This is a genomic window from Lentzea waywayandensis (assembly GCF_900115955.1).
In the GTDB taxonomy this organism is placed as follows: domain Bacteria; phylum Actinomycetota; class Actinomycetes; order Mycobacteriales; family Pseudonocardiaceae; genus Lentzea; species Lentzea waywayandensis.
Window position 1 is genome coordinate 119399 of sequence record NZ_FOYL01000001.1, and the last position, 25671, is coordinate 145069.

Below are 25671 nucleotides of genomic sequence, written 5' to 3' on the forward strand. Positions count from 1 at the left end.
TGTCTCACTTCAATCAGCGATAGTGATCTTGCGGAACGGAGACCCCGATGTCGCTTCAACGCGGCGCGCTGGCGTGGTTCGAGATCCACGTTCGTGACGTCACCAGAGCAGCGGAGTTCTACGGCACGGTTTTCGGGTGGACGTTCGACCCGCTCGGCGACGCCGACGACAGCCTCGACGGCTACCTCGTCATCAAGACGGCGGACGGTGAGAGCGGCAACGGCGGCATCGCCCGCACGGCCACGCCGGACGAGGCCGTCGGCCGTGAGTCGAGCGTGTTGTACCTGCACGTGGACGACATCCCGAAGACCGTCGAGGTGGCGCTCACGGCCGGCGCCACGCTGCACCGCCCGCTCATGAACATCGGTGGCGCACACGGGTTGTGCGCCGTCATCCGCGATCCGGACGGCAACCACGTGGGCCTCTGGTCGTCGTGACGCGCACGAGAACGAGGGGGTTCTCCGCCGGGTGACCACACCGGCGGGGAACCCCCTCTGGCACGGCGGTCGCTGCCAGGCCCTGGGCGAGGGGGGAACGAGAGCCCGGGCCGGCGTCAGCCGCCGGTGGTGTTGAGCAGCACCGAGACCGTGTCCGCGAGCGAGTCCGCGGTCGCGAAGTCGGCCTTGCCGTCGCCGTTGAAGTCGGTGACCACGATCGCGGGCGCGCCGGCGCCGACCTTGATGCTGACGGGGGCGGCGAACCCGCCCTTGCCGTCACCGTGCAGCAGGCTCACGTCGTCGGAGTCGAAGTTGGGGGCGACGATGTCGGCGAAACCATCGCCGTTGAAGTCGCCGACACCCGTGTCGGACGGGTGCTCACCCGAGCCGAGCACGACCGGGCCGCCGAAGCCGCCCTTGCCGTCGCCGAACAGCACGGCGATCTGGTCCACCTCGTAGAGGGCGCTGACGACGTCGAGCGCGCCGTCGCTGTTGAAGTCGGCGAGCGCGGCACCGGCCGAGGTGTCGCCCGCCGGGAAGGCGGTGGGCGGGCCGAACCGGCCGCCACCGTCGCCCTTGAGCACGGTGACGTCGCCGGAGTTGTAGTTCGACACCGCGAGGTCGAGCTTCCCGTTGCCGTCGAGGTCCGCGACCGACAGTCGCAGCGCGCCGTCTCCCGCCGGGTGGTGGGCCGGTGCGGCGAACGCGCCCTTGCCGTCGCCGAGCATCACGGTCACGTCGTCGCCGTTGAGGTTGGGCGTCACGACGTCGGGGAAGCTGTCGCCGTTGAGGTCCCGTGCCACGGCACGGGCCGGTCCGTCGCCCGCCGGGAAGGTGGCCGGCTGAGCGAACTTGCCGGCGCCGTCGCCGAGGTACAGCGACAGGTCGTCGGACCCGAGGTTCGCGGCGACGAGGTCCTCGTGGCCGTCGGAGTTGAAGTCGCCGGCCGCGAGACCGTTCGGGGTGCGCCCGGCGGGCAGGATCAGCGGCGGCGCGTAGCCGCCCTTGCCGTCGGCGATCAGCACGGCCACGTCGTTGGAGTTGTAGTTGGGCGTCGCCAGGTCCAGGGCGCCGTCGCCGTTGAGGTCGGCCGCCAGGATGTCGGCCGAGGCGTCGCCCGCCTTGAACGCCACAGCCGCCGCGAACGACGCCTGCGGGGCGGGCAGCGGCACCGGGGACGGGGTGCCGGCGGGCGGCACGGTCGCCGTCGGCCGCGCGCCGGACGACGCCGTGCCCGGCGGCGAGTTCGGTTCGGACTTCGTGGTGCAACCGGCGACCAGCAGCACCGCCACCAGAGATCCGGCCACTTTTCGGGAAACGCGCATTGCGGCGCCCATGTGCTTCTCCTCGCACTCGATCGGCTGCGCTTTCCAGTGTCGGCCGCAGCGTCGCCACCAGGCTTTTCATCGCTTGCCCAATCACAGAGTGCGCGAGATGCACATTCAGCACACTGGAAGAAGAAAGAGTTCGCGGGGCGCCGTAGAACGGGTCGTACACCTGCCTGGAAACGGGGAGAGATGAGCGAAATCGAATCATTCGGACGAAAGCTCGGCGATTTTACGCACGGCCTGCTCGCGGGCCGGGACGGAGAAGGCGGCGTGACGAACGAACTCCGCAACGAAGAGACGCTGCGCGCGCTCTACCAGAAGTTCAACGACAACGACCTCGACGCGGCGAGCGCGCTGCTCACCGACGACTACGAGGGCATCGACGTGCCGTCGGGCGAGGTCGTGCGCGGCCCGGCCGGCTGGAAGCGGCGGCAGACGGCGAACCGGATCCCGCTGCCCGACGCGCGGACGACGATCCAGTCCCTGGTGGTCAAGGGGGACTTCGCGGTCGCGGAGGTGGTCAACGAGGGCACGCACACGGCGCCGTTCCCGTTGCCCGGTGGCGGAGAGCACCCGCCGACGGGCAACCGGATCCGCGGACTGAGCTGCGAGCTCTACGAGTTCCGCGACGGCAGGATCGCCAAAGGCACGCTCTACTACGACTTCCTGACCGTGGCGACCCAGCTCGGCCTGAAGTTCTGACCACAGCACACCGCGCGCACGGAACGAATCCGTGCGCGCGGAGGGCTGGAACCGTCAGCGGGCGACGGCCTTGCGGTAACGACTGGTCGCGAACGGCATGAACACCACGAGCATCACCACGATCCACAGGAACGACGCCAGGATCGAGTTCTGCAACGGCCACGCCGCGCCGGGCGGGAAGTCCGGGTTGGTGTTGCCGAACAGCTCCCGGACCGCCTGGGTGACCGCGGAGACCGGGTTCCACTCGGCGATCACCCGCAGCACCGCGGGGAAGCCCTCCGGGCTGACGTAGGTGTTGGCGATGAAGCACAGCGGCATGATGATCATGAAGCTGGCGTTCGTCACCACCTCCGGCGCCCGCACCGACAGTCCGACGACGGCCAGGACCCACGACAGCGCGTACGCGAACAACAGCAGCAGCACGAATCCCGCCGCCGCCTCGCCCACCGAGCTGTCGATGCGCCAGCCCACGAGCAGTCCCGTCGCGACCATCACGACGATCGACAGCACGTTGTTCGCGAGATCGCTGATCGTCCGTCCGATGAGGACGGAGTACGGCGAGATCGGCAGCGACCGGAACCGGTCGACGATGCCCTTCTGGATGTCCTCGGCCAACCCCGAGCCGGTGATCACCGAGTTGAACACCACCGTCTGCACGAACACGCCGACGAGCAGGAACTCGGTGTACGACACGCCCGGCACCTGGATGGCGCTGCCGAAGATGTAGGCGAACAGCAACGTCGACATGATCGGCATGATCAGCGACGACATCATCAGGTCCGGCACGCGCAGCGTCCTGGTGAGGTTGCGCTTCGCCAGCACCACGCCGTCACCGACGGCGAGTCCCACCGCACTCATCGAACAGGCTCCTCGTTCTTCGTCTCCTCGGCCTTCACGCCTTCACCGTTCTGCGCGGCCTTGTCCGTCCGATGCCCCGTGAGGGCGAGGAAGACGTCGTCCAGCGTGGGCCTGCGCACCGAGGCGTCGATCACCTCGATGCCGGCCATGTCGAGCCTGCGCACGCCTTCGACCAGCACTCCCCCGGCGGCCGCGATCGGCACGACCACGCGGCGGTCCTCCTGCGTGGCAACGGGTTCACCGTGCCCGATCGGCGCCAGCACGGCGCGGGCGTGATCGAGGTCGGCCGCGTCGCGCAGCGCCACCTCGAGCCGGTGGCCACCGACCTGGTCCTTGAGCTCGTCGGCCGTGCCGTTCGCGATCAGCTTGCCGTGGTCGATCACCGCGATGCGGTGGGCCAGCCGGTCGGCCTCCTCCAGGTACTGCGTCGTGAGCAGCAGCGTGCTGCCCGACGCGACCAGTTCGCCGATGGCCTCCCACGTCGCCTCACGACTGCGGATGTCGAGGCCTGTCGTCGGTTCGTCGAGGATGAGCACCTTCGGCTTGCGCACCAGCGCGCCCGCGAGGTCGAGACGCCGGCGCATGCCTCCGGAGTACTCCTTGAGCCGCCTGCCCGCGGACTCTGTGAGGTCGAACTGCTCGAGCAGCTCCTCAGCGCGCGCCTTCGCACCCTTCTTGCCCAGGTGGTAGAGCCGGCCGATCAGCTCCAGGTTCTCGTACCCCGTCAGCAGCTCGTCGACCGCGGCGTACTGCCCGGACAGGCCGATCACCTCGCGCACCGCACGCGGATTGGCCACCACGTCGATCCCGGCGACCTCGACGTGGCCGCTGTCGGGCTGGATGAGAGTGGCGAAAACCCTGACCGCCGTGGTCTTGCCCGCTCCGTTCGGGCCCAGCAGGCCCATCACCGTTCCCTCGGCGACCTCCAGGTCGAAGCCGTCCAGCGCCGTCACCGACGCGTACTTCTTCACGACTTCCCGAGCCACGATCGCTGCGGTCATCATCGCCTCTCCGCCGGGCTCGAATGCCGGCACACCCCTCCGGGAACCGCGCGCCACGCTGGGCGGCATATGACTAAACATCATACAATCGGTATGACTGTTTGTCACACAATCAGCACACTCCGGACATGACGGGCAACGGGTGGAGACGACATGGACCTCGTGCAAGGCATCGGCGGTGTCTTCTTTCGCGCGAAGGACCCACGGGCCCAGGCCCGGTGGTACCGCGACAACCTCGGCATCCCGATCAGCCCCGGCGACGGCGAGCAGACCGGCGAGGAGCGGATGTGGGACCAGCAGGCCGGGCCGACGGTGTGGGGCCCGTTCCCGCAGGACACCGAGTACTTCCACAACCCCGCCCAGCAGGTGATGGTCAACTTCCGCGTCGCCGACCTGGACGCCCTGCTCGCCAGGCTTCGGTCCACCGGCACGCCGATCAGGGACGAGATCGAGGAGTACGACTACGGGCGGTTCGCCTGGGCCTGCGACCCGGAGGGGAACTGGTTCGAGCTGTGGGAACCGCGGAAGGGCTAGCTCCGGGTCGTGTTCCGGAGCACCACGACGTTGTCGGCGTGGGAGTTCGCCACCGCCAGGTCCGCCCGTCCATCACGGTCCAGGTCGCCCGCGACGACCTTGATGGGGCCGTCCGCGACGGGCACCGTCAGCGCGGAGGAGAACCCGCCGCGGCCGTCGCCCGCGAAGACCGAGGCGTTGTCGGACTCGAAGTTCGCGGACGCCAGGTCGGCGTCGCCGTCGCCGTCGAGGTCTGCGGCCGCGATCCCGGTCGGGCCGTCGCCCGCCGGCATCACGAGCGGCGCCGCGAACCCGCCCCTGCCGTCACCGAGGAGCACGGAGACCGTGTCGCCCTCGTAGTCGGGCGTGGCGAGATCGGCGTTGCCGTCGGCGTTGAAGTCGGCCGTGACGATCCCGTGTGGACCGTTGCCCGCCTTGGCGGAGACCACGGGGGCGAACGTGCCGTCGCCGTTGCCGAGCAGGATTCCGGCGTCGTCCGAATGATGGTTGCCGGAAGCCAGATCCGTTCGCCCGTCGCCGTTGAAGTCGGCGGCGGTGATGTCGGCCGGGCCGTTTCCGGCGGGCAGGTGCACCGGTGCGGCGAACCCACCGCTGCCGTCGGCGAGCATGACGCTCACGTTGTCGCCGTCGTAGTTGGCGGTCGCGAGGTCCACGCTTCCGTTGCCGTCGAGGTCCGCGGCGACCACACCGGACGGACCGTCTCCCGCGGCGTGGACGGTCGGCGCGGTGAACCCGCCCTTGCCGTCGCCGCGCTGCACGGTGACGGTCTCGTCGCTGACGTTGATCGTGACCACGTCCGCGTTGCCGTCCGCGTCGACGTCGGCGGTGACGTTGCGCAGGGCCGCCGGTCCGGCCGGGATCGTCACGACCTCGCGGAAACCCGCCCTGCCGTCACCGAAGAGCACGGACCCGTCGCCCGGTCCGAGGTTCGCCGTGACGAGGTCCAGCGCGCCGTCGCGGTCGAAGTCCGCGGCCGAGATCGCCCGCGGGTTGTCGCCGACCGGGCTGCTCGCCGAGATCGCGAACGACAGCGCGGGTCCCGCCGGAACAGTGGACGGGGGCGGCTGGCCCGATTTGTCGCTTCCGCCCGTGCAGGCGACGGTGAGAGCCGCGGTGAACACGATCACAGCCGCGGAGCTGCTCCTGGCGTGCCGGACCGTGGTGGGTTGTGCCATCGGGATTCTCCTTGCGGTGGCGTACCTTTTCGCTCACCACGATTGATAGCCCGCGACCGGCGGGTGTCGCTTATCCCGTCTTGCCAAACCCACGCGGCACCGCGGTCCGCTTAGGACACACGACGGGGTGGCAGACTGTCGTGGAGCCGTTCACCGCACGTCAGCACGCAGGAGACACCGTGGCGCAGGAAGAAGTGCCCAGCCAGGACCCGGCGCTGCCCGCGACGGCGTACGCAGTGCTCGGCCTGCTGTCGTTCGGTCAGGAGGTGACCGGATACGACCTGCGCAAGTGGGCGATGAACATGCGCTACTTCTACTGGAGCCCCGCGCAGAGCCAGATCTACCTGGAGCTGCGCAGGTTGCTGCAGCACGGGCTCGTCGAGGTGCACCTGGAAGAGCAGAAGAGCCGCCCGGACAAGCGGTTGTACCGGATCACCGACGCCGGCCTGAAGGTCTTCCGCGACTGGCTGGACCACGCCCCCGTCGGACCTCCGCTGCTCAAGCACTCCGTCGCGCTGCGCCTGTTCTTCGGCCACCAGACCAACCACGGCAGGCTGCGCGAGGTCCTCACCGAGTACCGCGACTGGGCCGTGGAGCAGACGAACGGGCTCACCCTGCTCAGGACCGACCTGGACCAGGCGCTGCCCTACCCCGCGCTGGTCGCCACCTGGGGCTCCGCCTACTTCGCCGCCGAGATCACCGCGATCGACACCGTGCTGGCCGACCTCGACCGCATGGAGACCGGGCAGCGGGAGCAGGACTGACGGGGTGAGCGGTGCGGCGGGGAAGAGTGCCGGACCGGGCGACCGGTGATGCTGCCCGGCGACGAGCCGGGCAGCACCACTAGCGTTTCTGCTCGATGCGCCGGGGCTCGTCGCCGTCGTCGAGCCGTTCGGCGAACTGGGCGCGCAGCTGAGTGACGATGACAGCCGACTCGCGACGCACCCGGTCCACCTCCCAGCGCGCCTGCTGACGCACCCGTTCGATCTCCATGCGGTGGTCCTCTACGAGACGCCGGCGCTCCTCGTGGGCCTCGTCGAGGGTCTGCTGCCAGCGGCCCAGCAACTGGTCCCGCTCGGCCGCCACCGCCGCCCTCGCCTGGTCCACCAGGTTGTCGGCGGCCCGCTGCCGCACCTGTTCCTCCGCACGTTGCTGCTCGGCGTGCCGCAGTTCTTCCTTGGCTCTTTCGTGCCTGATCATCCGCCGTGCCCCGACGAAGCTCAGAAACGCGGTGACGACCGCCGCTATGGGCCCACCCAGCTGCAGAAAATCCATTGCACGCCATTCTCCGGCCAGTGAAGAAACATTGCTGTTTCTCAGTATCGTGATTCGGCGGAGGAGCGTCTCTTCCCGGTTGCGAGATCAGCCGGTGAGCCCCAGCGGCCGGAGAACACGATGTCGGACAACGACATTCGCGCGGCCGGACGGGCGCGGCCGGGCCGCGCCCACCTCAGCCCGACCACCGTGACGAGGTCGTACGTGTCCGGCACGGCGAGTGCGTCGCGCACCGCCGCACGGTCGAACCCTCCGTACTGCCGCACCTGCAGGCCCTCGGCCCGGGCTCTGGCGGTCAGTCCTCCGACCGCCAGGCCGAGCTCGTACTCGGTGCCGCGCATCCGCTTGCCGGTCTCGTCGGTGGTCCGGACGGCAGCCAGGACCAACGCGACGGCGTTGTGCGCCTTGACGCGGTTGTCCTCGGCGAGGGCCTCGGACAGCGTCCGGAAGGTCGGATCCGCGCACCTGCCCAGAACGAACCGCCACGGCTGCCGGTTCCAGGCCGACTCCGACGAACGGGCCGCGTCGAACAGCCGCACGCACGTCTCGACCGGGATGGCGGGGCCGAACGCGCCCGGCATCAGGTCACCTCGGCGCGCGATGCCCTGCGGTGCGACGCAACGCACCCGATGAGGGCGACGAGCGCGACGCCGTGGTGCACCCACCCGGATTCCGCCAGCCACGGCAACGCCACGCCGAGCAGTCCTCGCGCGTGCGCCTCGGGTATGTGCAGCAGGTAGGTCTGCGCGAGTCGCAACAGGAGTTCGGCCCAGTAGACGAACACGACCACCGTGACGATCGTCAGCACCGGGCGGGTGTTCAGCCGCGTCGACATCCTGCCCTCACCATCCGACGGCCGGGTACCAGATGAGCCCGGCCCGCCCGAGGGACCGCAGGTCCCAGTACAGCAGGGTGAACGTGCCGAACACGAGGAACGCGACCGCGGTGATCCGCTCGGTGCGGCCGGGCCTCGCCGCCAGCCAGCGCTGCACGCGGCCGCCGGTGGCGTGTGCCAGCACCAGGAACACGACGGCGGCGATCACCAGGTTTCCCAGTGACTGCAGGACGAACGCGGACATCCCGTAGAACACGTTCCCGCTCTCCGCCGCGTGCCGGAACATGATCCGGAACAGCGGGAACGGCCGGCCGATGAGCAGCGCGCCGATCAGCACGCCCATCACGACGAGCGGCACCGCGGGGTGACGCTGCCGGATGCGGGCGAACGGGTCGGGCACCAGCCGCAGCGCGGCGAGGCCGAGGTAGATGAACGCGACGCCGATGAGGCCGAACACGATCATCGACTGGACCTGGCGCGGGCTGAGCACACCGGCCACGCTCGCCGTGGTCGCGAACTGCGGCATGGAGGTACCCACGATCGCGACCAGCGCGCCGTAGACGGCGGAGATGCCCACCGCTCCCACGCAGATCCACCACAGCGCGCGCAGCGAGTCCCGCCAGCGCGGCTTCGTCGCCCCGCGGTCACCGACGAGTGGCGTCACGACTCCGAACACCGCGATGTTGCACGCGGTGAAGGAGCCGGCCAGCCCGGTGACGAACGCGAAGGCGATGCCCGCCAGCGCACCGTCCAGAGGCGTGGCCTTCGCGTCGTGACCGAGCATCGAGTTCGCGACGCTGTCGCCGATGACCCGGTCTACGAACGGCGCCGACCAGATCACCGTGAGCACGAACCCGGCGAGCGCGCTGAGCACCACCAGCCGTCCGCGTTTCGGGATCGCCGGACTCTGCGCGTGGAGGAAGGTCGGTTGCATGCTCTCTCCTGTCGAGGAGGGGCAGGGCCGTCAGGCCCGTTCCCGGGATCCGGTCTTGAGAAGGCCTGACATGACCGCCCTGGTGAGCACGGGGATCGACTCGGCCTGGAAGTCGACCTCTTCGTCGAGCTCGTTGATCCGGCCCTCCAGCACGAGCAGGGCCAGCAACGGGAAGATGAACTCGGGCGCCGCGAACAGCCCGTTGACGCGCTGCAGGTCGAACAGGCGCGTGGCGAACCGGACCAGGCTGAAGTCACGGGCCGCGCGGCCGCTCGACTCCTCGATCAACGCGATGGTCCCCCGGCGGAACGCGGCGACGTCGGCCCACTCGGCGACGCCCTCCGCGCTCTCCTGGAGGATCTCCGCGCAGTGCGGGCCGTCGCCGCGAGCCATGTGCATGAAGAACTCGGCGAAGAGCCTGCGCACCCTGGGTTCCAACCGCACCACGAACCCCGCGTCGAGCAGGACGATCCGGCCGTCGCGCCCCAGGTAGAGGTTGCCGGGGTGCATGTCGCAGTGGACCAGGCCGTCGAGGAAGAGCATGCGGTAGACGCAGAACAGCACCCGCCGGGCGAGCTCAGCGCGTCGTGCGGCGGGCGTGGTCTCGGTGGCGAGTGGGGCGAGCCCGTCGACGAACTCCATCACCAGCACGCCTTCCGCGCCGCACGAGGGCAGCGGACGGGGGATGTGCAGGTAGTCCACGTCGGCCAGCAACGTGCGCAGTTCGGCAAGGGCACCGGCCTCCGCGTCGAAGTCCGCCTGCGCCGCGACCGCCGCGCCGATCTGGCGCAGTACCGCGACTGCGGGCAGGCCGCGGAACCACGGCAGCCGCTGCATCAGCGAGGCCCCCGCGCGCATGATCGCGAAGTCCTGTTCGATCAGCTCGCGCACACGGGGCCTGCGCACCTTGACCGCCACGGGAAGTCCGTCCAGCTCCGCCCGGTAGACGCACGCGATGCTGCCGCTGCGCACGGAATTCCAGTCGAACGCGAAAGGAGGGTCACCGCCGTACGCCGAGCGCAGCACTTTCCTGGCTTTGCGGAACGACATGGGCGGCACCCGGTCGTGCAGGTCCGCCAGTGCCTCGCACCAACCGGCCGGGAGCACGTCGCGCCGGGTGCTCAGCAACTGCGCGCCCTTCACGAAGGCCGGCCCCAGCGCGACCACCAGCCGGCGGGCGCGGCGACGCAGCACCGCACCCGCCTCCGCTCTGCTCGCGCACGCCCGCACCGCGATCACCGGGAAGGCGAAAGCCGCGTGCCACAAACAGATCGAGACCACGGTGATCGCCCGCAGGACGACCTGAACGCTCTGGAACATGCTTACGGTTATAGGACCCCAGGACATGACAACACTTGTCCCAGCTTGCGCGGATCGCCATTGCGTTAGCCTGCAAGGAGATTCATCGACCGGAGGTGCGCCCCGTGGACGTGACCACCCTCGCCATGACCGTCGAGCTCGAAGTCGACGCCCCCGCCACCGAGGTGTTCGACGCGGTGGCCGATCCGACCCGTGTGCCCGAGTGGAGTCCGGAATGCGTCCACGTCGCGTGGATCGACGGCGCCAGCGGTGCCGAACCGGGCGCGCGGTTCCACGCGCGCAACCGGGCCGGCGAGTGGGAGTGGGACGTGACCTGCGAGGTGGTCGAGGTCAGCAGGCCGGAGAGCTTCTCGTGGGTCGTCGTCGGGTTCGCGGGAGATCCGTCGCTGCCCTCCTCCACCTGGCACTACCGGCTCGCCGAACGTCCGGGTGGCGGAACCGTGATCACGCAGACGTTCCGCCACGGACCGGGCGGCAGCCACCTCGTGAACGCGATGGAGGCGCAGCCGGAGCACGCGGGCGCGCTCTACGAGTTCCGGCGCAACGTGTTGCTGCACAACGTGACCACGACGATGCGGACGATGGCCTCCTCGCTCGGCTGGCTTCCCGCGGACTGAGCGTCATCGGTGCCGCCACTGCGGCGCCTGCCAGCGGTCGCCGATCTCCACCATGCGCTGCAGGTTGATCAGCAGGTTCTGCCAGCCGAGCTGGTAGCCGTCGGACGGCCGTCCGTCGACGAAACCGCTGTGGCGCAGGCTGATCCTCGTCCCTTCCGCGGGCTCCTCGTCCAGCTCCCAGCTCACGAGGGTGTCCGGCCAGCCGTCGTTGTGCCAGGTGTAGGCGAGCCGGTGCGGTGCCTCGATTCCGACCACCGTCATCGGGCCGTGGTCCCAGCCGAACTCGTAACGCCCGCCCTCCCACGGTTCCACGACCGACTCCGACGGCAGCCACTTGTCGATCATGGCCGGATCGAGCAGCACGGAGAACACGTCCTCGGGGCTCGTGTCGACCACGATCGTCGCGAAAGCGGTCTCCTCACAGGGAACCGTGTAGTCGGGACGTGGCGCGAGGGTCCGTCCCTCGGTGAAGTTGGCGAGGTTGCCGACCGCGATCCCCCAGAAGTCGTTCATGCTCGCCCGGTCGAACCCCCAGAACGGCACCGGCTCGTGCCGCACCGACACCGTCGTGTCGCCGCCGGCGGTCTCGCGCACCGACATCTCGACCGCGGTGCTCATCCCCTCCATCTCCCAGTCGAAGCGCAGCCTGCCTCCCGGCTCGGCCGACACGTTCGTCTGCCGCGGCACGTCGCCGAACGGTGTGTGCCTCCCCCAGAACTCGAACCTGCCGTCGTCAAGCCGGACGTCGACGTGCTCGGCGAACCACGTGCTCAGGGACAGCTCGGTCGTCATCGCCCGGTACACCGCGGGCGCGGGGGCGAACACCATCGCCTTCACGAACACCTTGTCTGCCATCGCAGGCACCTCCCGTTGTCAGTTCCATGCTGCGTCGGCGGACGGTGCCTTCTCGACCGCCTCGGTGGATGCGGCAACCTGCGAGAAGGACGACGCGCGTCACCGGCGGTAGACCAGAAGGTGAAAACCGTGCGGCAGACGGGAATCCCGCCATGACAACACCTCAGACCAACGCGCACACCGCGCGGACGATGTACCGGCGCTTCACCGAGAACGACGTGGAGGGCGTGGTCCGGCTCCTCGACGAGGACTACGAGCTCGTCGACATGGCGACCGGTGAGTCGATCCGCGGGCACGACGGGTTCCGCGACTGGATGCGCCGCAGCCGCGCCGGGCTGCCGGACGCCGTGGCCGAGGTCATGGCGCTGCACCAGGACGGCGACGTCGTGGTCGCGGAGGTGCGCAACCACGGCACGCACACGGGCACGCTCACCATGCCGGACGGCACGGTGTACCCCGCCACCGGACGCCGCCTCGACGTCCGCGGCTGCGAGGTGCTGCGGTTCCGTGCCGGTCGGATCGTCACCTGCACGGTGTACTACGACGCACTGAGCATGGCCCACCAGCTGGGCTTCTGACGTAACCGTTGCGCGGCAAGGGGTCCCATGGGACAAAAAGTTTTGTATTGACAGTCAGAATTGTTCGTGCGACCTTGGGTGCAGTGCCGGACACCGCCCCAGGGGGAGCGCCATGACCATCGCGATCGCCACACATTCCTTGCGCGTCACCACCCGCGTCACCGAAGTCACCTCTCGCTGGCTCTCGCGGCACAGCGTCGGGTTGCTGCGCCTGAGCCTGGGTCTCGTGTTCCTCGGCTTCGGCGCGCTGAAGTTCTTCCCCGGGATCAGCCCGGCGGAGCACATCGCGGGGACGACAGTGGAGATGCTCACGTTCGGCCTGGTGCCGGGTCGTGGAGCGGTGGTGCTCGTGGCGCTGATGGAGACCTTCATCGGACTGTCGCTCATCACCGGCAGGCTGCGCAGGACCGGGCTCGCCGTGCTCGGCGTGGCGTTGACGGGCATCCTCTCGCCCCTGGTCCTGATGCCCGGCCAGCTCTTCGAGCACGACACGTTCACACCCAACCTGACCGGCCAGTACGTGTTGAAGGACATCGTGCTGGTGGCCGCCGCGCTCGTCGTGGCCGGCAAGGCGCTCACCCCTCGCAGCGCAGGCTGAGCCCGACGGCAGGGAGCCGCCGTCCTCCCCCCGGACGGCGGCTCCCGTGTTTCCGCAGCCAGGTTCGTATATAAAGGCGAAGTTGTCCGATCACCGGTGGGGAGCCGCACGTGAACGAGATCGAAGTCATCCGCGACGCGGGCACGGCACGCATCGCCCTCGACCCGATCCGCCTGCGGCTGCTGGCCGAACTGGCCACACCGGAGTCGGCCACCACCCTCGAACCCCTGCTCGGCATCCCGCGCCAGAAGATCAACTACCACCTGCGGACGCTCGAGGAGCACGGCCTGATCCAGCTGGTCTCCGAACGCCGGGTCCGCAACACCACCGAGCGCTTCCTGCAGGCGTCCAGCTCGTACGTGATCTCCCCCGACGTCTTCGAGCAGGTCCAGCCCGATCCCCGGCACAGCGAGGACCACCGCTCGCTCGGCTGGCTGCTGGCCGTGACCGCGCAGCTGATGCGCGACCTGGGCGAGCTGCTGATCGGCTCGCGCCGCGCGGGCAGGAAGGTGGCGACGTTCGCACTGGACGGCGAGATCCGCTTCGCCTCGGCGGCCGCGCGCACGCAGTTCGCCACCGAGCTCTCGGCCGCGGTGACGACGCTGGCGGCCAAGTACCACGACGAGAACGCGCCCGGCGGTCGTCCGCACCGCATGGTCGTGGCCGTGCACCCGAGCGTCCGCCCGGCGCGGCGGCGCACCCTGCCGTCCGACTGACCGCTCCCGGTCAGGCGAACCGGTCGTCCAGCCACCGTTGCCAGCACACGGACACGTCCGCGCGCAGCGGCGGACTCCCGTACCGGTACTGGTACACGCTGACGCCGCACAGCTCGACGCCCTCGGCGCTGAACCGGTGCAACCCGCGATCCGACCGAACGCCGAGGTGCCTGCCGGGGTTGAGGAAGTCGACCACGCCCTCGACCGGTTCGGTTCCCGGCGCCGCGACCACGACCCGGTCCCCCACCACGACACCCGCGGGCACGCGCAGCGCGGCGAGCAACCGGTCCCACTCCCCGCCGGACGCCGACCGCGTCATGGCCATCGCGAGCGACGCCGGCAGGCCCGCGAAACACCGCTGCGACACGATCAGGTTGTGCAGGAAGAGGTCCCAGCCCGCGTCCAGCGCGTCGTACTCCTGGTCCCACCTCTCGCCGTCGAGAAAACCGTTCTGCACCAACCGGAACGCGGTGTGGCCGCCCTCGGCGGCCGCGAGCACGAACTCGTAGCAGTACACGGGGTCCTCCGGCGCGCCGAACCCTCCGTACACGAGCCGCTGGGGCGGTTCGGCGTCCAGCACGACACCCTCCCGCACGCCGGCGGGCCCGAAGTCCGTGCGCACCAGGCCACCCGGTGTCGGATCGATCGCGTGCGGCACGTACCAGGTGGCGAAGCCCGGACCGCTCGAGATCGCCTGCCACACCTGCTCCAGCGGCGCCTCGACCTCGACCTCCTTGACGATCCGCCGAGCCATGCAGCCTCCCTAGTATGACTAATAGTCATACTAGCCTGAGTAGGCGGCCAGAGCGGATGCCAGCTCGGCGGGCACCTCCACAGGTGCCACACCGTCTGCCGTCCGCCGCATGCACGCGACGGTCTGCCCGCCTCGCGCGACCACGGCCCCGCCGCGCCGGAACTCGAAGCTCATCACGATCCTGTTGCCCGCGGCGCTGGACAGCGACATCAGAACGTCGATCTCCTCCAGCGCGAAGCACTCCGCGAAGTAGTCCATCCGGCAGGACACGGTGACCATCGCCAGCTCCCCCGCGGTGAGCCGCCGCAGCACACCGGGCGCGTGGTCGGCCAGGAAGTGCTCGCGGCAATGTCCCTGCCAGCGCAGGTAGTGCGCGAAGTAGACGTTGCCCACGAGGTTCGTCTCGTCCAGCGTCACCACGTGCCGGTGGACGTAGTGCTCAGGCATCGTCTCGCTCCTCACCGAACGCCAGCGCCACCGTCACGGGCCCGATGTCCGTCACCTTCCGGGCAACGACGACCCGGTTCCCGCGCGAGACCCCGGACAGGAGTCCGTCCTCGGTGACCTCGTCGAACACCACGGGACCGGACGCGTCCAGACGGGCGAGGGCCTGCGCCGCCGCGGTTGCGGGATCCTCGTCTCCCATAGACCAGTGCAGGGCGGCCGAACGATCGGCGACGAGCAGGTCGCCGGCGCTCCACAACTCGATCCGGTGCGCCCAGCCGCACTCGACCAGCCGGCGGCTCAGCCAGGGGCCGACCTGGTCCCACGGCAGCGGTCCGGTGAAGTCGTTCTCCCCCACCACCTTCAGCCGCAACCCGGTCCACCGCGCGACCGGCAGGCCGTCCGGCTGCACGAGGTCGACGTCGAACAGGAACTCGTCCGCCGAATGCCACGTCTCGACCGCGTGGACCAGAAGCATGCCCGCCGGCCTGCGCCAGACGTCGAGCTCCTGCACCTGAACCGGCAGCGCGCGCTTGTGCGGCACGCACGGGAGCAACGCGTGGATGGTGGCGTCGTGCGCGGCGGGATCACCGAGCAGCAGGCGGGACCCGTGGTACTCGGCGAACCACGTGTCATCCCGCGCGTGCACCCAGGCCGTGACGGCGAACGCGGAGAGCGCGTCGTACCGCACCACCCGCCGAAACCGTCCACTGTGGAACAACACGGACCCGTAGGCGTGGTGGGGAGGACCGGCGGGCACGGCGTCGACCGCGGCCCGCCGCGCAGGCGGTGGCGCCGACGGCACGAGGCTCGCGCTGAGGTGGTCGGCGCCGAAGCGGTCGCCGTCCTGACGCACGGACAGGTCGACCTGCCGGTCGTGCCGCGCCAGCGCCGCCACGCGGATCACCCGGTCGGACCGCTCGCCCACGGTCACCGGCCGGTGCAGCCGGAGATCGCGGAACGTCCACGAGCCGCGTGGCCCGGTCGTGAGCGCGGCGGTCTGGGCCATCGCCTCGGCGCCGATCACCGCGGGCAGCACCAGCACTCCGGACACCCGGTGGTCGGAGAGGTAGGGATCGGTTCCCGTGTTGAGCGTCGCCTCGGCGATCGTCTCCACTCCGGGCACCCAGCTCCGCAGCTCCTCCGCGAACCGCAGCCCTGCGGGCGACGGGTGGTGTTCCGGCTCGACCCGCAGCGTCGCCGACCGCGGGAAGCGGCCGGTGACGAGCAGGGTGACCGGTGCGCTCGGGTCCGTGAGCGCGTCGAGCATCGCCGTCACGCCCCGCTCCGGTTCGATGAGCGCGAGTCCGAGCCTGCTCAGCTGCGTGGTGACGCGCATCCGGTCGGCCATGCCGACGTCGGACCACGCCGACCACTCGAGCAGATGCGTGCGGCAACGGGGGTTGCGCCGCGCCCACTGCTCCAGCTCCACGCGCATCCAGTCGTTCGCCACGCAGTACTCGGACTGACCGGCGAGACCCTGCCGGCCGATGATCGACCCGAAGGCGACCACCAGTCGCAACTCCTCCTCCGGCACGACCTCCTCGACGGCCGAGAGCAGTTCCCGCAGACCGTGCACCTTCGGCGCGACCGTGGCGGCGAGGCCCTCCTCGCTCACCTCGGCGAGCCGGCGCGGCTGGTTGACCCCCGCGCCGTGCAGGAGGCCGCGCACCGGGCCGAACCGGGCGGCCTCGCGCACCGCCGCCCGCACGGCCGCCGGGTCGGTCAGGTCGCAGCTCAGGTAGTCGGCGCCGAGCACCGCCACCTCCGCGGCCACGTCCGGGTCGTCGGCGGGCCGCCTGCCCAGCACGACGAGCTGCGCGCCGGACTGCCCGGCGAGCGCGGCGGCACAGCGCGCGGTGATCCCGGTGGCCCCGCCGCTCACCAGGCACACGTCTCCCGGCCCGAGCGGCAACGCCGCCGATCCGGGCGACCCGATGTGCGGCCGTGTCACCAGCCGTTCGACCACTCCCTCGCGGACGCGGAGTTCCGCGTACCCGGAGGCCGGCGTGACGGAGGCCGCCGCGGCCACGGCCGACGCGTTCTCGCCGGGTGACCCGTCCAGCACCGTCACGGCGCAGCCGGGGAGCTCGGCCGAGACGGCCCTGCCCACCGCCGCCGCGGCCGCGTGTCCGGTGTGCGTCAGGAGCAGGCGGCGCGGCGCGCTCCCGGCGATCTCGCGCAGCAGCCGCGCGATCTCCCCGGTGCCGGCGGTGCCGGGGAGGTCCACCACCAGCTCCGTCGGGTCGTGGGCGGCGGAACGCTCCGGCGAGGGCCCGAGCGGCACCCAGTGGTGACTGAACAGCCCGACCCACGGGCGCACCCCGCTGAGCTCGGCCTGGCCGTCCGGTCCGTCCTCGGGCAGTTCCTCCAGCCGCCGCACCAGCCCGCCCACGGTGACGCCGTCGAGCGACTCGTCCAGCACGAGCCGCCTGCCGTGCCGTGCCGCGATCTCGCTGACCAGGCGCACGACCTGCAGCGAGTTGACGTGCAGGTCGGACAGCAACATCGTGTCGTCGGTGATCGCCGAGACCGGCAGCTCCAGCTCGTCGGCCAGGTACTCGCGCACGGCGGTGAGCAGGTCCCCGCCGGGCGCGGCCGGTGCGGCCGCCACCACCTCCGCGACCTCGACCGGCGTCGTCACCGACGGCCGCAACCCGTTCTTGGGCAACGACTCGCACGGGTTGGCCAGGAACTCGAGCGGGGTGTCCAGATCGACCAGGCGATGCGCGCGGTCACCGAACCACGCCTGCGGCCTGGCGGTCGCGGAGGCGAAGAGGGCCGCCGAGGCGAACGCGGTGCGCCGCGCGGAGCCGCCGCAGTCGAGGCTCACCGCGGGAACTCCCACCGGTGCCGCCAGCGTGGCGAGCATCGTGCCGGGACCGGCCTCCACCAGCAGGTCGCACCGCGCCGCGAGCTCGCGAACGGCCTCCAGGAACCGCACCGGCTCGGTCAGCTGCTCGACCAGCAACGCCGCGATGTCGTCCAACGGGCCGAGCCGCGCGCCGGTCACCGTGGAGAAGACCGGTTTGTCCGGCGCGACCATCGGCACCTCGCCCAGGTACTCGCGCCACGGCCCGGTCACCGCGGACATGGCAGAGCTGTGGAAACCGTGTGACACCGACAACTTCGCCACGTGGACGCCTGCCGCCGCCGCTCGCACGGCCACGACGTCGAGCGCCCCGGCAGGCCCCGCGAGCACCACGGCCCGCGGTCCGTTCTCGGCCGCCAGCACGGCCTCCGTGCTCTCGGCGAGGTCGAGCGCCACCTCCGCCGGTGCCGCGACCGAGATCATCCCGGTGCCGCGGGCACCGTGCTCCGCCATCAACCGGCCACGGTGCGCGGCCAGGTCGAGGACCTGCTCCTCGGTCAGCGCACCGGCCCAGGCCAGCGCGGTCAGCTCACCGAGGCTGTGCCCTAGCGCCGCGACCGGGTGACACCCGAGGTGCCGGAGCCACGCCAGGCCGGCGAGGGACTGCCACACCACGGCCGGCTGGGCGATCGCTGTGTCCGTGGCGCCGTCCACCAGACCGTCCGGAGTGGACGGTGGGTGCGGCAGCAGCGCGCCGGGCAGACCGAGCGCGGCGCGCACGGGCGCGGCCTGTCCTGGCAGCAGGAGGCCGACCCGGACACCGGAACCGCGCCCGATCACGACTCCCGCGGGTTCGTCGAGCAGCAGGTTCGTGTCCCATCCCGGTAGCCGCTTGCACGCGGCCGTGGCGGCCGCGGCGAGCCCGGCGGGATCTGCTGCCACGAGGACGCAGCGCACGGCGGCACGCGGGTCGTGCCGCGAGGTCAGCGTCGCTGCGAGATCGTGCAGTTCGGCCTCGCTCATGGCCGCGCACCGTTCGCTCAGCGTGCTGAGCCGGCCGTCGAGCTCGGCGAGGTCGTTCGCCGTGACGAGGAACGGTTCCCATTCAGGCAGCGGCGCCGACCAGCGGCGCGCCGAGTCCGGCAGGGTCGCGACGGGCTCCGGTGCCGCGGGCACGAGCCTGCGCGGCACCCTCCTCGTCATCGCGGTGCGCACCCCCGCGTCGAGCACGACGTGCGTGTTGATGCCGCCGAACCCCGCCGAGGACACGCCCGCGATCGGGTTGCGGTGCGTCCACGGCTCCGGCTCGTCCGGCAACCGCAGACCGGCCGCCGGTTCGGCGAGCAGGGCGTGCGGTTCACGCACCCCGGTCATCGGCGGGATCACGCGGTGCGACACGGCGAGCGCCGCCTTGATCAGACCCGCGACGCCCGCCGCGGCCTTGGTGTGGCCGATGTTGGCCTTGACGCTGCCCAGCGCGGCGACGGGCGAGCTCGAACCCCGCACCGCCAGCAACGCCTCGAGCTCGACCTGGTCGCCCACCGCGGTGCCCGTGCCGTGGCCCTCGATCAGCCCGGCCGCCGCGGGGAGAAGACCTGCCCGCGCGTAGGCCCGGCGCAACGCCCTCATCTGCCCGCCGACGGCCGGCCGGGTGACGCCACCGGCGCCGTCGGAGGACATGCCCCAGCCGACGAGGTGCGCGTAGATCCGCAGTCCCCGTGTCTCAGCCTCCTCGGCCCGCATCAGCGCCACGATCCCGCAGCCCTCACCCGGCAGGAACCCGGTGGGGTTCGCGTCGTAGACCCGCATCTCACCGGCGGACAGAGCGCCCACCCGCGCGAACCCGATCAGCTCGAACGGGTCCAGCGAGAGGTCGACGCCGCCCGCGAGCGCGAACGAGAGCTCGCCGCGCGCCAGCGCCTCGCACGCGGTGATCACCGCGAGCAGGCTCGACGAGCACGCGCCGTCGACGGTGTAACCGGCCCCGTGGAAGTCGAAGTGGTTGCACACCCGGCCGGCGATCGTGTTGCTGAGCCCGCCCGCGAGCATCTCGTCGTCGGGCACGGGGAACGGTTCCTTCAGCACGCGTTCGGCGGTGGCGAGGACCCTGGCGGCGGTGTCGCCCGCGACCCCGGACTCCTCCAGCGCCGCACCGACGACGTGCCGCAGCGACGGCCAGCGCAGCCGCAGCAACGACGCGCGGCTGAACTCGCCTGTCAGCGAGTTCCCGATGAACACCCCGGCACGGTCGCGGTCGACGCCCTCGCCACCGGGAACACCGGCGTCGTCGAGAGCAGCACGTGCGGTGTCGAGAGCGAGCCAGTGCGTCGGGTCCACCGCGCGGTACAGCGCTCCGGGAACGCGGAACCCCGCCCGGTCGAACGACCAGTTGCGCAGCACGGCGGCCCTGCGCGCGACGGTCTTGTCCACATCGGACGGTTCGCCGCCGTAGTCGGCCAGGTCCAGCCGCTGCGGCGGAATGGCGCGGAACGCGCGCCGCCGGCCGAGGACCGTCTGCCACAGCTCCTCGGGGGACGAGGCGTCCGGGTACCGGCAGGCCATGCCGACGACGGCGATCCTGGGGGTGCTCACCGCCCATCAACGCCCGCGAGCGAGGCCCTTCCCGTCGCGCGTTCCGCCGACGCCGAGCGCAGCTCTGCCGTCAGCAGCACGGCGCCACGCAGGATGCAGACGATCACCAGTGCGAAGAAGAAGCCGAACACCACTCCGTTGAGCACGAGCACGCCGTAGGTGAACGCCGTGGCCAGGCCGAACAGCACCTGGTTCCGCCTGCTCCGCGGAGTGCTGCCGGGGTCGGTGATCATGTAGTTGGTGAAGATCACGAAGGCCAGCCCGGTCATCGGCAGCAGCGCGGCCAGCAGGGCGTGGTCGAAGACCGCCCACCGCAGCACGGCCTGCGCGGCGAAACCTCCGACCCAGCCCAGGATCAGGGGCAGCTTGCCGGTCAGCTTGGCGTTGATCATCGTGCCCGCGCCGAGGATGGCCAGCGGCAGGATCCAGTCGATGGCACCGGTGGGCTCGTTGGTGAAGTGGTAGGGCGGTGCGATGCCCACCCACGGGAACAGCACCAGCGTGAGCGCGATGCCCGCGTTGGAGGGGTTGAGGAAATGCCGTTTCCGCCCGCGCACGCGCAGCCGCAACACGTACTTGGTGCTGATGCCGGCGGTCACCGCGAAGATGTAGGGCCACAGCGACGTGTTGCCGTACAACAGCATCGCCACGGCGAGGCCGCCGATGTGGCTGGGCAGCAGGAAGTTGAGCATCTTGAGCCAGCCGCCCGCGTAGCCCGGCGTGCGGCCGTGGGCGCGCGCGTCCAGCGTCTCGAGCAGCAGGTCGACGGCGTATGCCACGAGCACCGTCGTGATCGGCGTGATCGGCGACTGCTCGAAACCGAGGACCAGGTGACCGATGACGTTGAACGCCGTGATCGACATGGCGAAGCGGCGCAACGCCATGAGCCGCTTGTCCGGCGGCCGGGCCGCGAGCCGGTGGCTCGGCGACGGTCGGGTGGTGTCAGCGGGCGTCGTTGTCATCGGGAGGTCACCGTCCGGGGAGTGGGCTGCAGGGTGGGAAGTGAAGGGCGGCGGCAGGCGCGGCGCGGACGGAAAGTCGCGCCGCGCCTGCCGCCGGGTGGGGCGTCGCGGGATCAGATGGTCACCGTGGTGCCGTCGAACCGGGTGACCGAGAAGCGGTGCCTCTCGTTGAACCACGACTTCTGTTCACGAAGCAGCTCGATCGCCAGACTCTCGCCCAGCTTCGCCGACTGGACGAAGTCGGACCGCCAGTGAACCCCCGCCATGTTGCGGCCGACTCCGACGTTGGCGGCGAGCTTGTTCAGCTCTCCGCCCACGGTCAGCCGGTCCGCGTCCGTGCCGGTGTACGGCACCAGTTCCGTGCCGCTGTCGTTGGCCTGAACCGGGTTCGGCATGATCGCCGTCTCCTCGTGCCAGGCCTTCAGGATCGTCGCGCAGGCCCCGGAGGCGGTGGCGTGCCCGGCGGCGTAGGACGGGTGGGTCGGCGAACCCTCGGGGAACGCCTGGGGCAGCAGGTAGGAACCGAACTTGCTGAACACCCGGTCCACCGCGTCGGAGTCGAGCACCTCGCGGTCGAGGAACTCGTACTCCCGCCTGCCCGTGATCCGGTTGTGCACCCTGGAACAGAACGCCTCCGGGCGCAGCCGCCGGTGCACGTACCACTTCTGGAACCACGCCGCGCGCAGCGCCCGGTTCGCCACCTCGGTCACCAGCGACAGCAGGTGCGGGATGCCGAACGTGCTGAACCCGAGCTGTGTCTTCGAGTCCACGTAGGGGTTTCCCGCGTCCGTCGGCGTGCCCGCGTAGTGCATGATCAGCGCGGCGTTGATGAACGCCTGCGCCGGCGTGGGGCCCGCGTCGTAGTGCACCCAGTGCGCCAGGTCCCTCGGCGTGGCGAGGTACCGGCGGTTCGCCTGGTCGCGCTCGGACGCCGCCAGCGACCGGTTCCAGCCGTTCTGCAACCGCACGTACGTCTCGAACGTCGTGGCGTAGTCCCGGTTGGGCGCCACGGTGTCCTGGCGCTGTTCAGTCCGGTAGGTGCCGAACTGGACGGGCTGGTAGAAGAACTGGGAGATGAAGGGACCCGCGTGGTCCCCCGGCGTGTCGCCGCGGAACACGAAGTCCGGGTCCACCCGGCCGTCGCGCTTGGCCGCGCGGTAGTCCGACATCCTGCTCAGGTCGTCGGCCGCGGCCGCGACCAGCCGGTCGTCCGCGAACCTGGTGAACGGGACGTCCCTGCACAGTGCCATCCAGTACAGCTCGACCGCCTCGGCGGACAGTTCGGGCGAGTCCATCCGCGGCGCGGGTGGAATCGTCATCGCGTTGCTCGGCGGGCCGACGGCGTCGACCGCGAGCCCAGCCTGGGGGTTCGTCAGCGGCCGCCCCTCGGCCAGGGGGATGCGCTCGATCTGATCCGGGTCCTCGCTCGTGATCGCCCGGAGGTACTGCCGGTAGACAGCAGGGTCGACCTCGCCGAACTCGTTGTGCGACAACCCCTTGCTGTAGCTGCCGAGGTAGTTCGGGTAGAGGTTCTCGTCGCCGTTGCTCACGTGCATGACCGGCAGGGCGTCCACGTCGGATCTGGTTGACCGATCGACAGGTGGGCTCATCTTCTCGTCCTATCTGGCCGTTCGCCGCAAACGGTCCTAGTCGCGTGGAGCAGTGCCGCCGCCGTCGGTCTGGCCGTCGACGACGACCCGGCCCAGGCCGTTCTCGATCACGACGCGGGCGCCGGGGATGACGCGGCCGTTGTCGTCGATCGGCTGGCCGCCCAGGTTCACGCGGAAGCGCGGGCCGGCCTCGGACATGTGCCAGTGGCGCCACTTCCAGCCGTCGGCCGTCTTCACCGCGAGCGCGCTGGAGTACAGCGGCTGGTGCTCCTTGTGGTCGGCGCGCGTGATGATCACGTCGCCCTCTTCGTTGACCAGGCCGAGCGTCGGCGTCGCGATCGCCTGCGTCGCGAAGATCGTCTTGATCTGGCTGTCGGTGCTCGTGGGGAACAGCGTCGTCAGGTACGTCCGCATGTTCTCCCGGCCCGTGATCTTCAACGGGCGACCGTTCACCGCCACCAGTTCGTACGTCGTGAACTCGTCCGCGATGGTGTTGAGAATGTAGTCGATGTCGCCTCGCGAATAGGCCACCTGCAGGTCGGCCAGGAATCCGCGAATCTCGAGTTCGGCGTTGGCGTCCGACTCGAAAACTTCACCTTCACCCGAACCACCGGAGGAACCGAGGAGGCCTCGCGCGAATTCGCTCAGCTGCCTGCCGAAATCCTGGATCTCAGTCACAATCAACTCTCCGATCAATAGTGTCGCCAGCCGACCGACCGTAGCGACGGACTGCTCTTCCTCGGTGTCCGTTGTAGTCACCCGCAGACCGCGGCGACTTCTCCTCTGTTGCTCTGAAGTCATTCCAGCAGCCTCGGCACGCAAGTCCATCTTCTGCCTTGCTGGATTTCGCCGGGTTTCCCCGCAAGGGATGAGAAGGAGTCCGGGCTGATCAAACTTACTGTCCCAGTAGTCGGTCGGCGCGCATTCGACAATCGGGGAGAGACGATGGAAGAACACGTGAGCGGATACCTGCCACCCATGCGTTCTCGTGGACCCGAGTTCCGGTTGCGCCGCCTGACCCACGACCCCGCGGGTGCCGGCGACGGCGCGATCTCCCCCGATGGCGCCCGCTTCGTGGCCTCGTCGCGGCGCGCGGGATCGCTGAACCTGTGGTTCTACGAGCTCGCGACCGACCAGTGGCACCAGGGCACGCGCGGCGCCGGCGACGACATCGAGGCGCAGTGGTCCCCGGACTCCAGCTGTCTCGCCTTCACCTCGTCGCGGGGCGGCCACAAGGCGGTCTGGCTGTACCGGGCCCGCGACGGCCGGATCAGCCAGCTCACCTATGCCGACCACGAGGAGGAGTACCCGCAGTGGTCCCCCGACGGCACGCAGATCGCGTACGCCGGCGGCCCGTGGGGACACCGGCACTTCTACGTCGTCCCCGCGAAGGGAGGCAGGCCCCGCGCGGTCACCAGGACTCCCGGCCGCGCGGGCGCCTGCTCCTACCTGCCGGACGGGCTCGCGCTCGTCTGCCACTCCTACGACACCGGAGCCGGCGCCATCTCCGTGTTGCCGCTCAACGGTTCCCCGCCGATCGAGGTCACCGACGGCAGCGCGTGGGACTACAAGCCGTCCGTGTCGAGCGCCCACCCCGTCGTGGCGTTCTCCCGCAGCTTCGAAGGTCGTTCGGTGATCTGGGTGCAACGGCTCGACGGCACCGGCACCGGCCGGGCGCTCGTCACGGAGGCGGCCGACGACCGGTGGCCCAACTGGACCGCCGACGGCCAGAACCTGTTCTTCCACCGCCTCGTCGACCGCGGTGTCGGCATCTGGGTGCTGGACCGCCGCACCGGTGGCGTGCGCCAGATCGTCGGCGCCGACGAGCAGCCCCGGTACGGATCGCTGAGCCCGGACGGCACCCGGCTCGTGTACGCGGCCGAGGACTCCGGGCGTTCGGTGGTGAAGATCCGCGACCTCGCCGGCGGACCGCCACGGCTGCTCCCGCTCGGCGAGGCGGCCTTCCCGGCCTGGTCTCCGGACGGCCGCTCGATCGCCTACCTGTCCCGGCACGCGGCGCGGCCGCGGTGGGAGATCGCGAGCTACGACTTCGCCGAGGGCGTCAGTCGCGTGTGGACACGGGGAATGGACTGGCTCAAAGGGATGCACGGTCCGCTCGACTGGTCTCCGGACGGCACGAGGCTCGTCTTCAAGTCCGACACCGAGCCGTTCGAGGCCGACCTGTGCGTGCTGGACGTGCGCACGGGCGAGGTGCACAAGCTGACCGAGGACCCGTGGTGGGACGAGGCTCCGTCGTGGACGCCGGACGGGCGCGGCGTGGTGTTCATGTCGACCCGGGGTGGCGACTGGACGTGGGGCTTCTACCGCAAGGACCTGGCCACCGGCGAGATCACGACCCTCGCGGGGCCTGACTACGTCGAGCGCAACAACCCGCACCTGCTGCCCGACGGCACCCTGCTGTGTTCGCTCGTGGCCTCAGGAGCCGAGGAGCTGCACGAGCAACAGCCCGACGGCCTGGGCCGCGTGCTCTCCGCCGCCGGTCCCTCGGTCCGCTACCCGGTGCCGTCGCGGGACGGCTCGCTGGTGGTGTTCGCCCGCACGTACCGCACGGTCGAGTACTGGCTCGCCGAGAACGTGTGGGCTCCCGGCTCACCGATCGCCGGCCTGGCAGGCGACTTCGACCGTCCACTTGAGACCGGACCCGGTCCCGCGCCCTGGAGCATGGGACCGGTGCGCAGCCCGGTCGACACCCGGCGCAGATGACGCATGTGAA

Annotated in this window: 25 protein-coding genes; 9 read left to right on the forward strand and 16 right to left on the reverse strand. The window is 70.5% G+C overall.

Going from position 1 to position 25671, the window contains the following annotated elements; translation table 11 throughout:
• Positions 1 to 47: 47 nt before the first annotated feature.
• Positions 48 to 437: a VOC family protein gene (locus BM417_RS00580; protein WP_093587751.1), complete on the forward strand. Its 390-nt coding sequence runs from the start codon at positions 48 to 50 to the stop codon at positions 435 to 437.
• Positions 438 to 553: 116 nt separating this feature from the next.
• On the opposite strand, the gene BM417_RS00585 is transcribed toward BM417_RS00580, so the two are convergent.
• Positions 554 to 1774, reverse strand: a complete 1221-nt coding sequence (locus BM417_RS00585; RefSeq protein ID WP_218164277.1) for an FG-GAP repeat domain-containing protein — start codon at positions 1772 to 1774, stop codon at positions 554 to 556.
• A gap of 180 nt (positions 1775 to 1954) precedes the next feature.
• Between BM417_RS00585 and BM417_RS00590 the strand changes: the two genes are divergently transcribed.
• Complete coding sequence (locus BM417_RS00590; RefSeq protein WP_218164278.1) at positions 1955 to 2467, forward strand: ester cyclase; 513 nt, start codon at positions 1955 to 1957, stop codon at positions 2465 to 2467.
• Positions 2468 to 2521: 54 nt separating this feature from the next.
• Here BM417_RS00590 and BM417_RS00595 read toward each other — a convergent pair whose 3' ends face one another.
• Together BM417_RS00595 and BM417_RS00600 are read right to left on the reverse strand one after the other, a co-directional pair.
• The gene (locus BM417_RS00595; RefSeq protein WP_093587754.1) at positions 2522 to 3325 is read right to left on the reverse strand and encodes an ABC transporter permease; all 804 of its coding nucleotides are present in this window, start codon (positions 3323 to 3325) and stop codon (positions 2522 to 2524) included.
• A complete protein-coding gene (locus BM417_RS00600; protein WP_093588505.1) occupies positions 3322 to 4326 on the reverse strand; it encodes an ATP-binding cassette domain-containing protein in 1005 nt (334 codons plus the stop codon). The genes BM417_RS00595 and BM417_RS00600 overlap by 4 nt, the downstream gene beginning before the upstream one ends.
• A gap of 153 nt (positions 4327 to 4479) precedes the next feature.
• Here BM417_RS00600 and BM417_RS00605 point away from each other — a divergent pair, with 153 nt between their 5' ends.
• The gene (locus BM417_RS00605) at positions 4480 to 4860 is read left to right on the forward strand and encodes a VOC family protein (RefSeq protein ID WP_093587755.1); all 381 of its coding nucleotides are present in this window, start codon (positions 4480 to 4482) and stop codon (positions 4858 to 4860) included.
• Here BM417_RS00605 and BM417_RS00610 read toward each other — a convergent pair.
• Positions 4857 to 6035: an FG-GAP repeat domain-containing protein gene (locus BM417_RS00610; RefSeq protein WP_093587756.1), complete on the reverse strand. Its 1179-nt coding sequence runs from the start codon at positions 6033 to 6035 to the stop codon at positions 4857 to 4859. The genes BM417_RS00605 and BM417_RS00610 overlap by 4 nt on opposite strands.
• A gap of 179 nt (positions 6036 to 6214) precedes the next feature.
• On the opposite strand from BM417_RS00610, the gene BM417_RS00615 reads away from it, so the two are divergent.
• Complete coding sequence (locus tag BM417_RS00615) at positions 6215 to 6799, forward strand: PadR family transcriptional regulator (protein ID WP_218164279.1); 585 nt, start codon at positions 6215 to 6217, stop codon at positions 6797 to 6799.
• Between the two features lie 79 nt (positions 6800 to 6878).
• On the opposite strand, the gene BM417_RS00620 is transcribed toward BM417_RS00615, so the two are convergent.
• The 5 genes from BM417_RS00620 to BM417_RS00640 are packed head-to-tail and all read right to left on the reverse strand — an operon-like array spanning position 6879 to position 10399.
• On the reverse strand, positions 6879 to 7310 hold the full coding sequence (locus tag BM417_RS00620) for a hypothetical protein (RefSeq protein WP_093587758.1): 432 nt from the start codon (positions 7308 to 7310) through the stop codon (positions 6879 to 6881).
• A 41-nt stretch (positions 7311 to 7351) separates the two neighbouring features.
• The gene (locus BM417_RS00625; protein WP_093587759.1) at positions 7352 to 7891 is read right to left on the reverse strand and encodes a nitroreductase family protein; all 540 of its coding nucleotides are present in this window, start codon (positions 7889 to 7891) and stop codon (positions 7352 to 7354) included.
• A complete protein-coding gene (locus tag BM417_RS00630) occupies positions 7891 to 8145 on the reverse strand; it encodes a hypothetical protein (protein WP_093587760.1) in 255 nt (84 codons plus the stop codon). Before BM417_RS00630 ends, BM417_RS00625 begins: the two co-directional genes overlap by 1 nt.
• Before the next feature lie 7 nt (positions 8146 to 8152).
• A complete protein-coding gene (locus BM417_RS00635) occupies positions 8153 to 9079 on the reverse strand; it encodes a hypothetical protein (RefSeq protein WP_093587761.1) in 927 nt (308 codons plus the stop codon).
• A gap of 30 nt (positions 9080 to 9109) precedes the next feature.
• On the reverse strand, positions 9110 to 10399 hold the full coding sequence (locus BM417_RS00640; RefSeq protein ID WP_177320212.1) for an ABC1 kinase family protein: 1290 nt from the start codon (positions 10397 to 10399) through the stop codon (positions 9110 to 9112).
• 104 nt (positions 10400 to 10503) lie between these two features.
• Here BM417_RS00640 and BM417_RS00645 point away from each other — a divergent pair, with 104 nt between their 5' ends.
• A complete protein-coding gene (locus tag BM417_RS00645) occupies positions 10504 to 11016 on the forward strand; it encodes an SRPBCC family protein (RefSeq protein WP_093587763.1) in 513 nt (170 codons plus the stop codon).
• A gap of 3 nt (positions 11017 to 11019) precedes the next feature.
• On the opposite strand, the gene BM417_RS00650 is transcribed toward BM417_RS00645, so the two are convergent.
• Positions 11020 to 11871, reverse strand: coding sequence for an SRPBCC family protein (locus BM417_RS00650; RefSeq protein WP_093587764.1), 852 nt, complete (start codon positions 11869 to 11871; stop codon positions 11020 to 11022).
• Between the two features lie 152 nt (positions 11872 to 12023).
• On the opposite strand from BM417_RS00650, the gene BM417_RS00655 reads away from it, so the two are divergent.
• The 3 genes from BM417_RS00655 (at position 12024) to BM417_RS00665 (ending at position 13763) form a co-directional block, all read left to right on the forward strand.
• Complete coding sequence (locus BM417_RS00655; protein WP_177320213.1) at positions 12024 to 12449, forward strand: ester cyclase; 426 nt, start codon at positions 12024 to 12026, stop codon at positions 12447 to 12449.
• A gap of 112 nt (positions 12450 to 12561) precedes the next feature.
• Positions 12562 to 13047, forward strand: coding sequence for a DoxX family protein (locus BM417_RS00660; protein ID WP_093587766.1), 486 nt, complete (start codon positions 12562 to 12564; stop codon positions 13045 to 13047).
• Positions 13048 to 13157: 110 nt separating this feature from the next.
• A complete protein-coding gene (locus BM417_RS00665; protein ID WP_093587767.1) occupies positions 13158 to 13763 on the forward strand; it encodes a winged helix-turn-helix domain-containing protein in 606 nt (201 codons plus the stop codon).
• 10 nt (positions 13764 to 13773) lie between these two features.
• Here the strand turns inward: BM417_RS00665 and BM417_RS00670 are convergent, their stop codons facing one another.
• From BM417_RS00670 to BM417_RS00695, 6 genes are all read right to left on the reverse strand, one after another.
• Positions 13774 to 14517 (reverse strand): SRPBCC family protein, encoded by a 744-nt coding sequence (locus BM417_RS00670; protein ID WP_093587768.1) that lies wholly within the window; start codon positions 14515 to 14517, stop codon positions 13774 to 13776.
• A gap of 30 nt (positions 14518 to 14547) precedes the next feature.
• Positions 14548 to 14964, reverse strand: coding sequence for an acyl-CoA thioesterase (locus BM417_RS00675; RefSeq protein WP_093587769.1), 417 nt, complete (start codon positions 14962 to 14964; stop codon positions 14548 to 14550).
• A complete protein-coding gene (locus BM417_RS00680; protein WP_093587770.1) occupies positions 14957 to 20365 on the reverse strand; it encodes a type I polyketide synthase in 5409 nt (1802 codons plus the stop codon). The genes BM417_RS00675 and BM417_RS00680 overlap by 8 nt, the downstream gene beginning before the upstream one ends.
• On the reverse strand, positions 20362 to 21327 hold the full coding sequence (locus BM417_RS00685; protein ID WP_093587771.1) for a hypothetical protein: 966 nt from the start codon (positions 21325 to 21327) through the stop codon (positions 20362 to 20364). Before BM417_RS00685 ends, BM417_RS00680 begins: the two co-directional genes overlap by 4 nt.
• Before the next feature lie 113 nt (positions 21328 to 21440).
• Positions 21441 to 22901 carry a vanadium-dependent haloperoxidase gene (locus BM417_RS00690; protein ID WP_245821589.1) on the reverse strand — a complete coding sequence of 487 codons (1461 nt, stop codon included), beginning with the start codon at positions 22899 to 22901 and terminating at the stop codon, positions 21441 to 21443.
• 72 nt (positions 22902 to 22973) lie between these two features.
• The gene (locus BM417_RS00695) at positions 22974 to 23765 is read right to left on the reverse strand and encodes a nuclear transport factor 2 family protein (protein WP_218164280.1); all 792 of its coding nucleotides are present in this window, start codon (positions 23763 to 23765) and stop codon (positions 22974 to 22976) included.
• A gap of 117 nt (positions 23766 to 23882) precedes the next feature.
• Between BM417_RS00695 and BM417_RS00700 the strand changes: the two genes are divergently transcribed.
• Positions 23883 to 25661 carry a PD40 domain-containing protein gene (locus BM417_RS00700; protein ID WP_093587774.1) on the forward strand — a complete coding sequence of 593 codons (1779 nt, stop codon included), beginning with the start codon at positions 23883 to 23885 and terminating at the stop codon, positions 25659 to 25661.
• Positions 25662 to 25671: the final 10 nt, after the last annotated feature.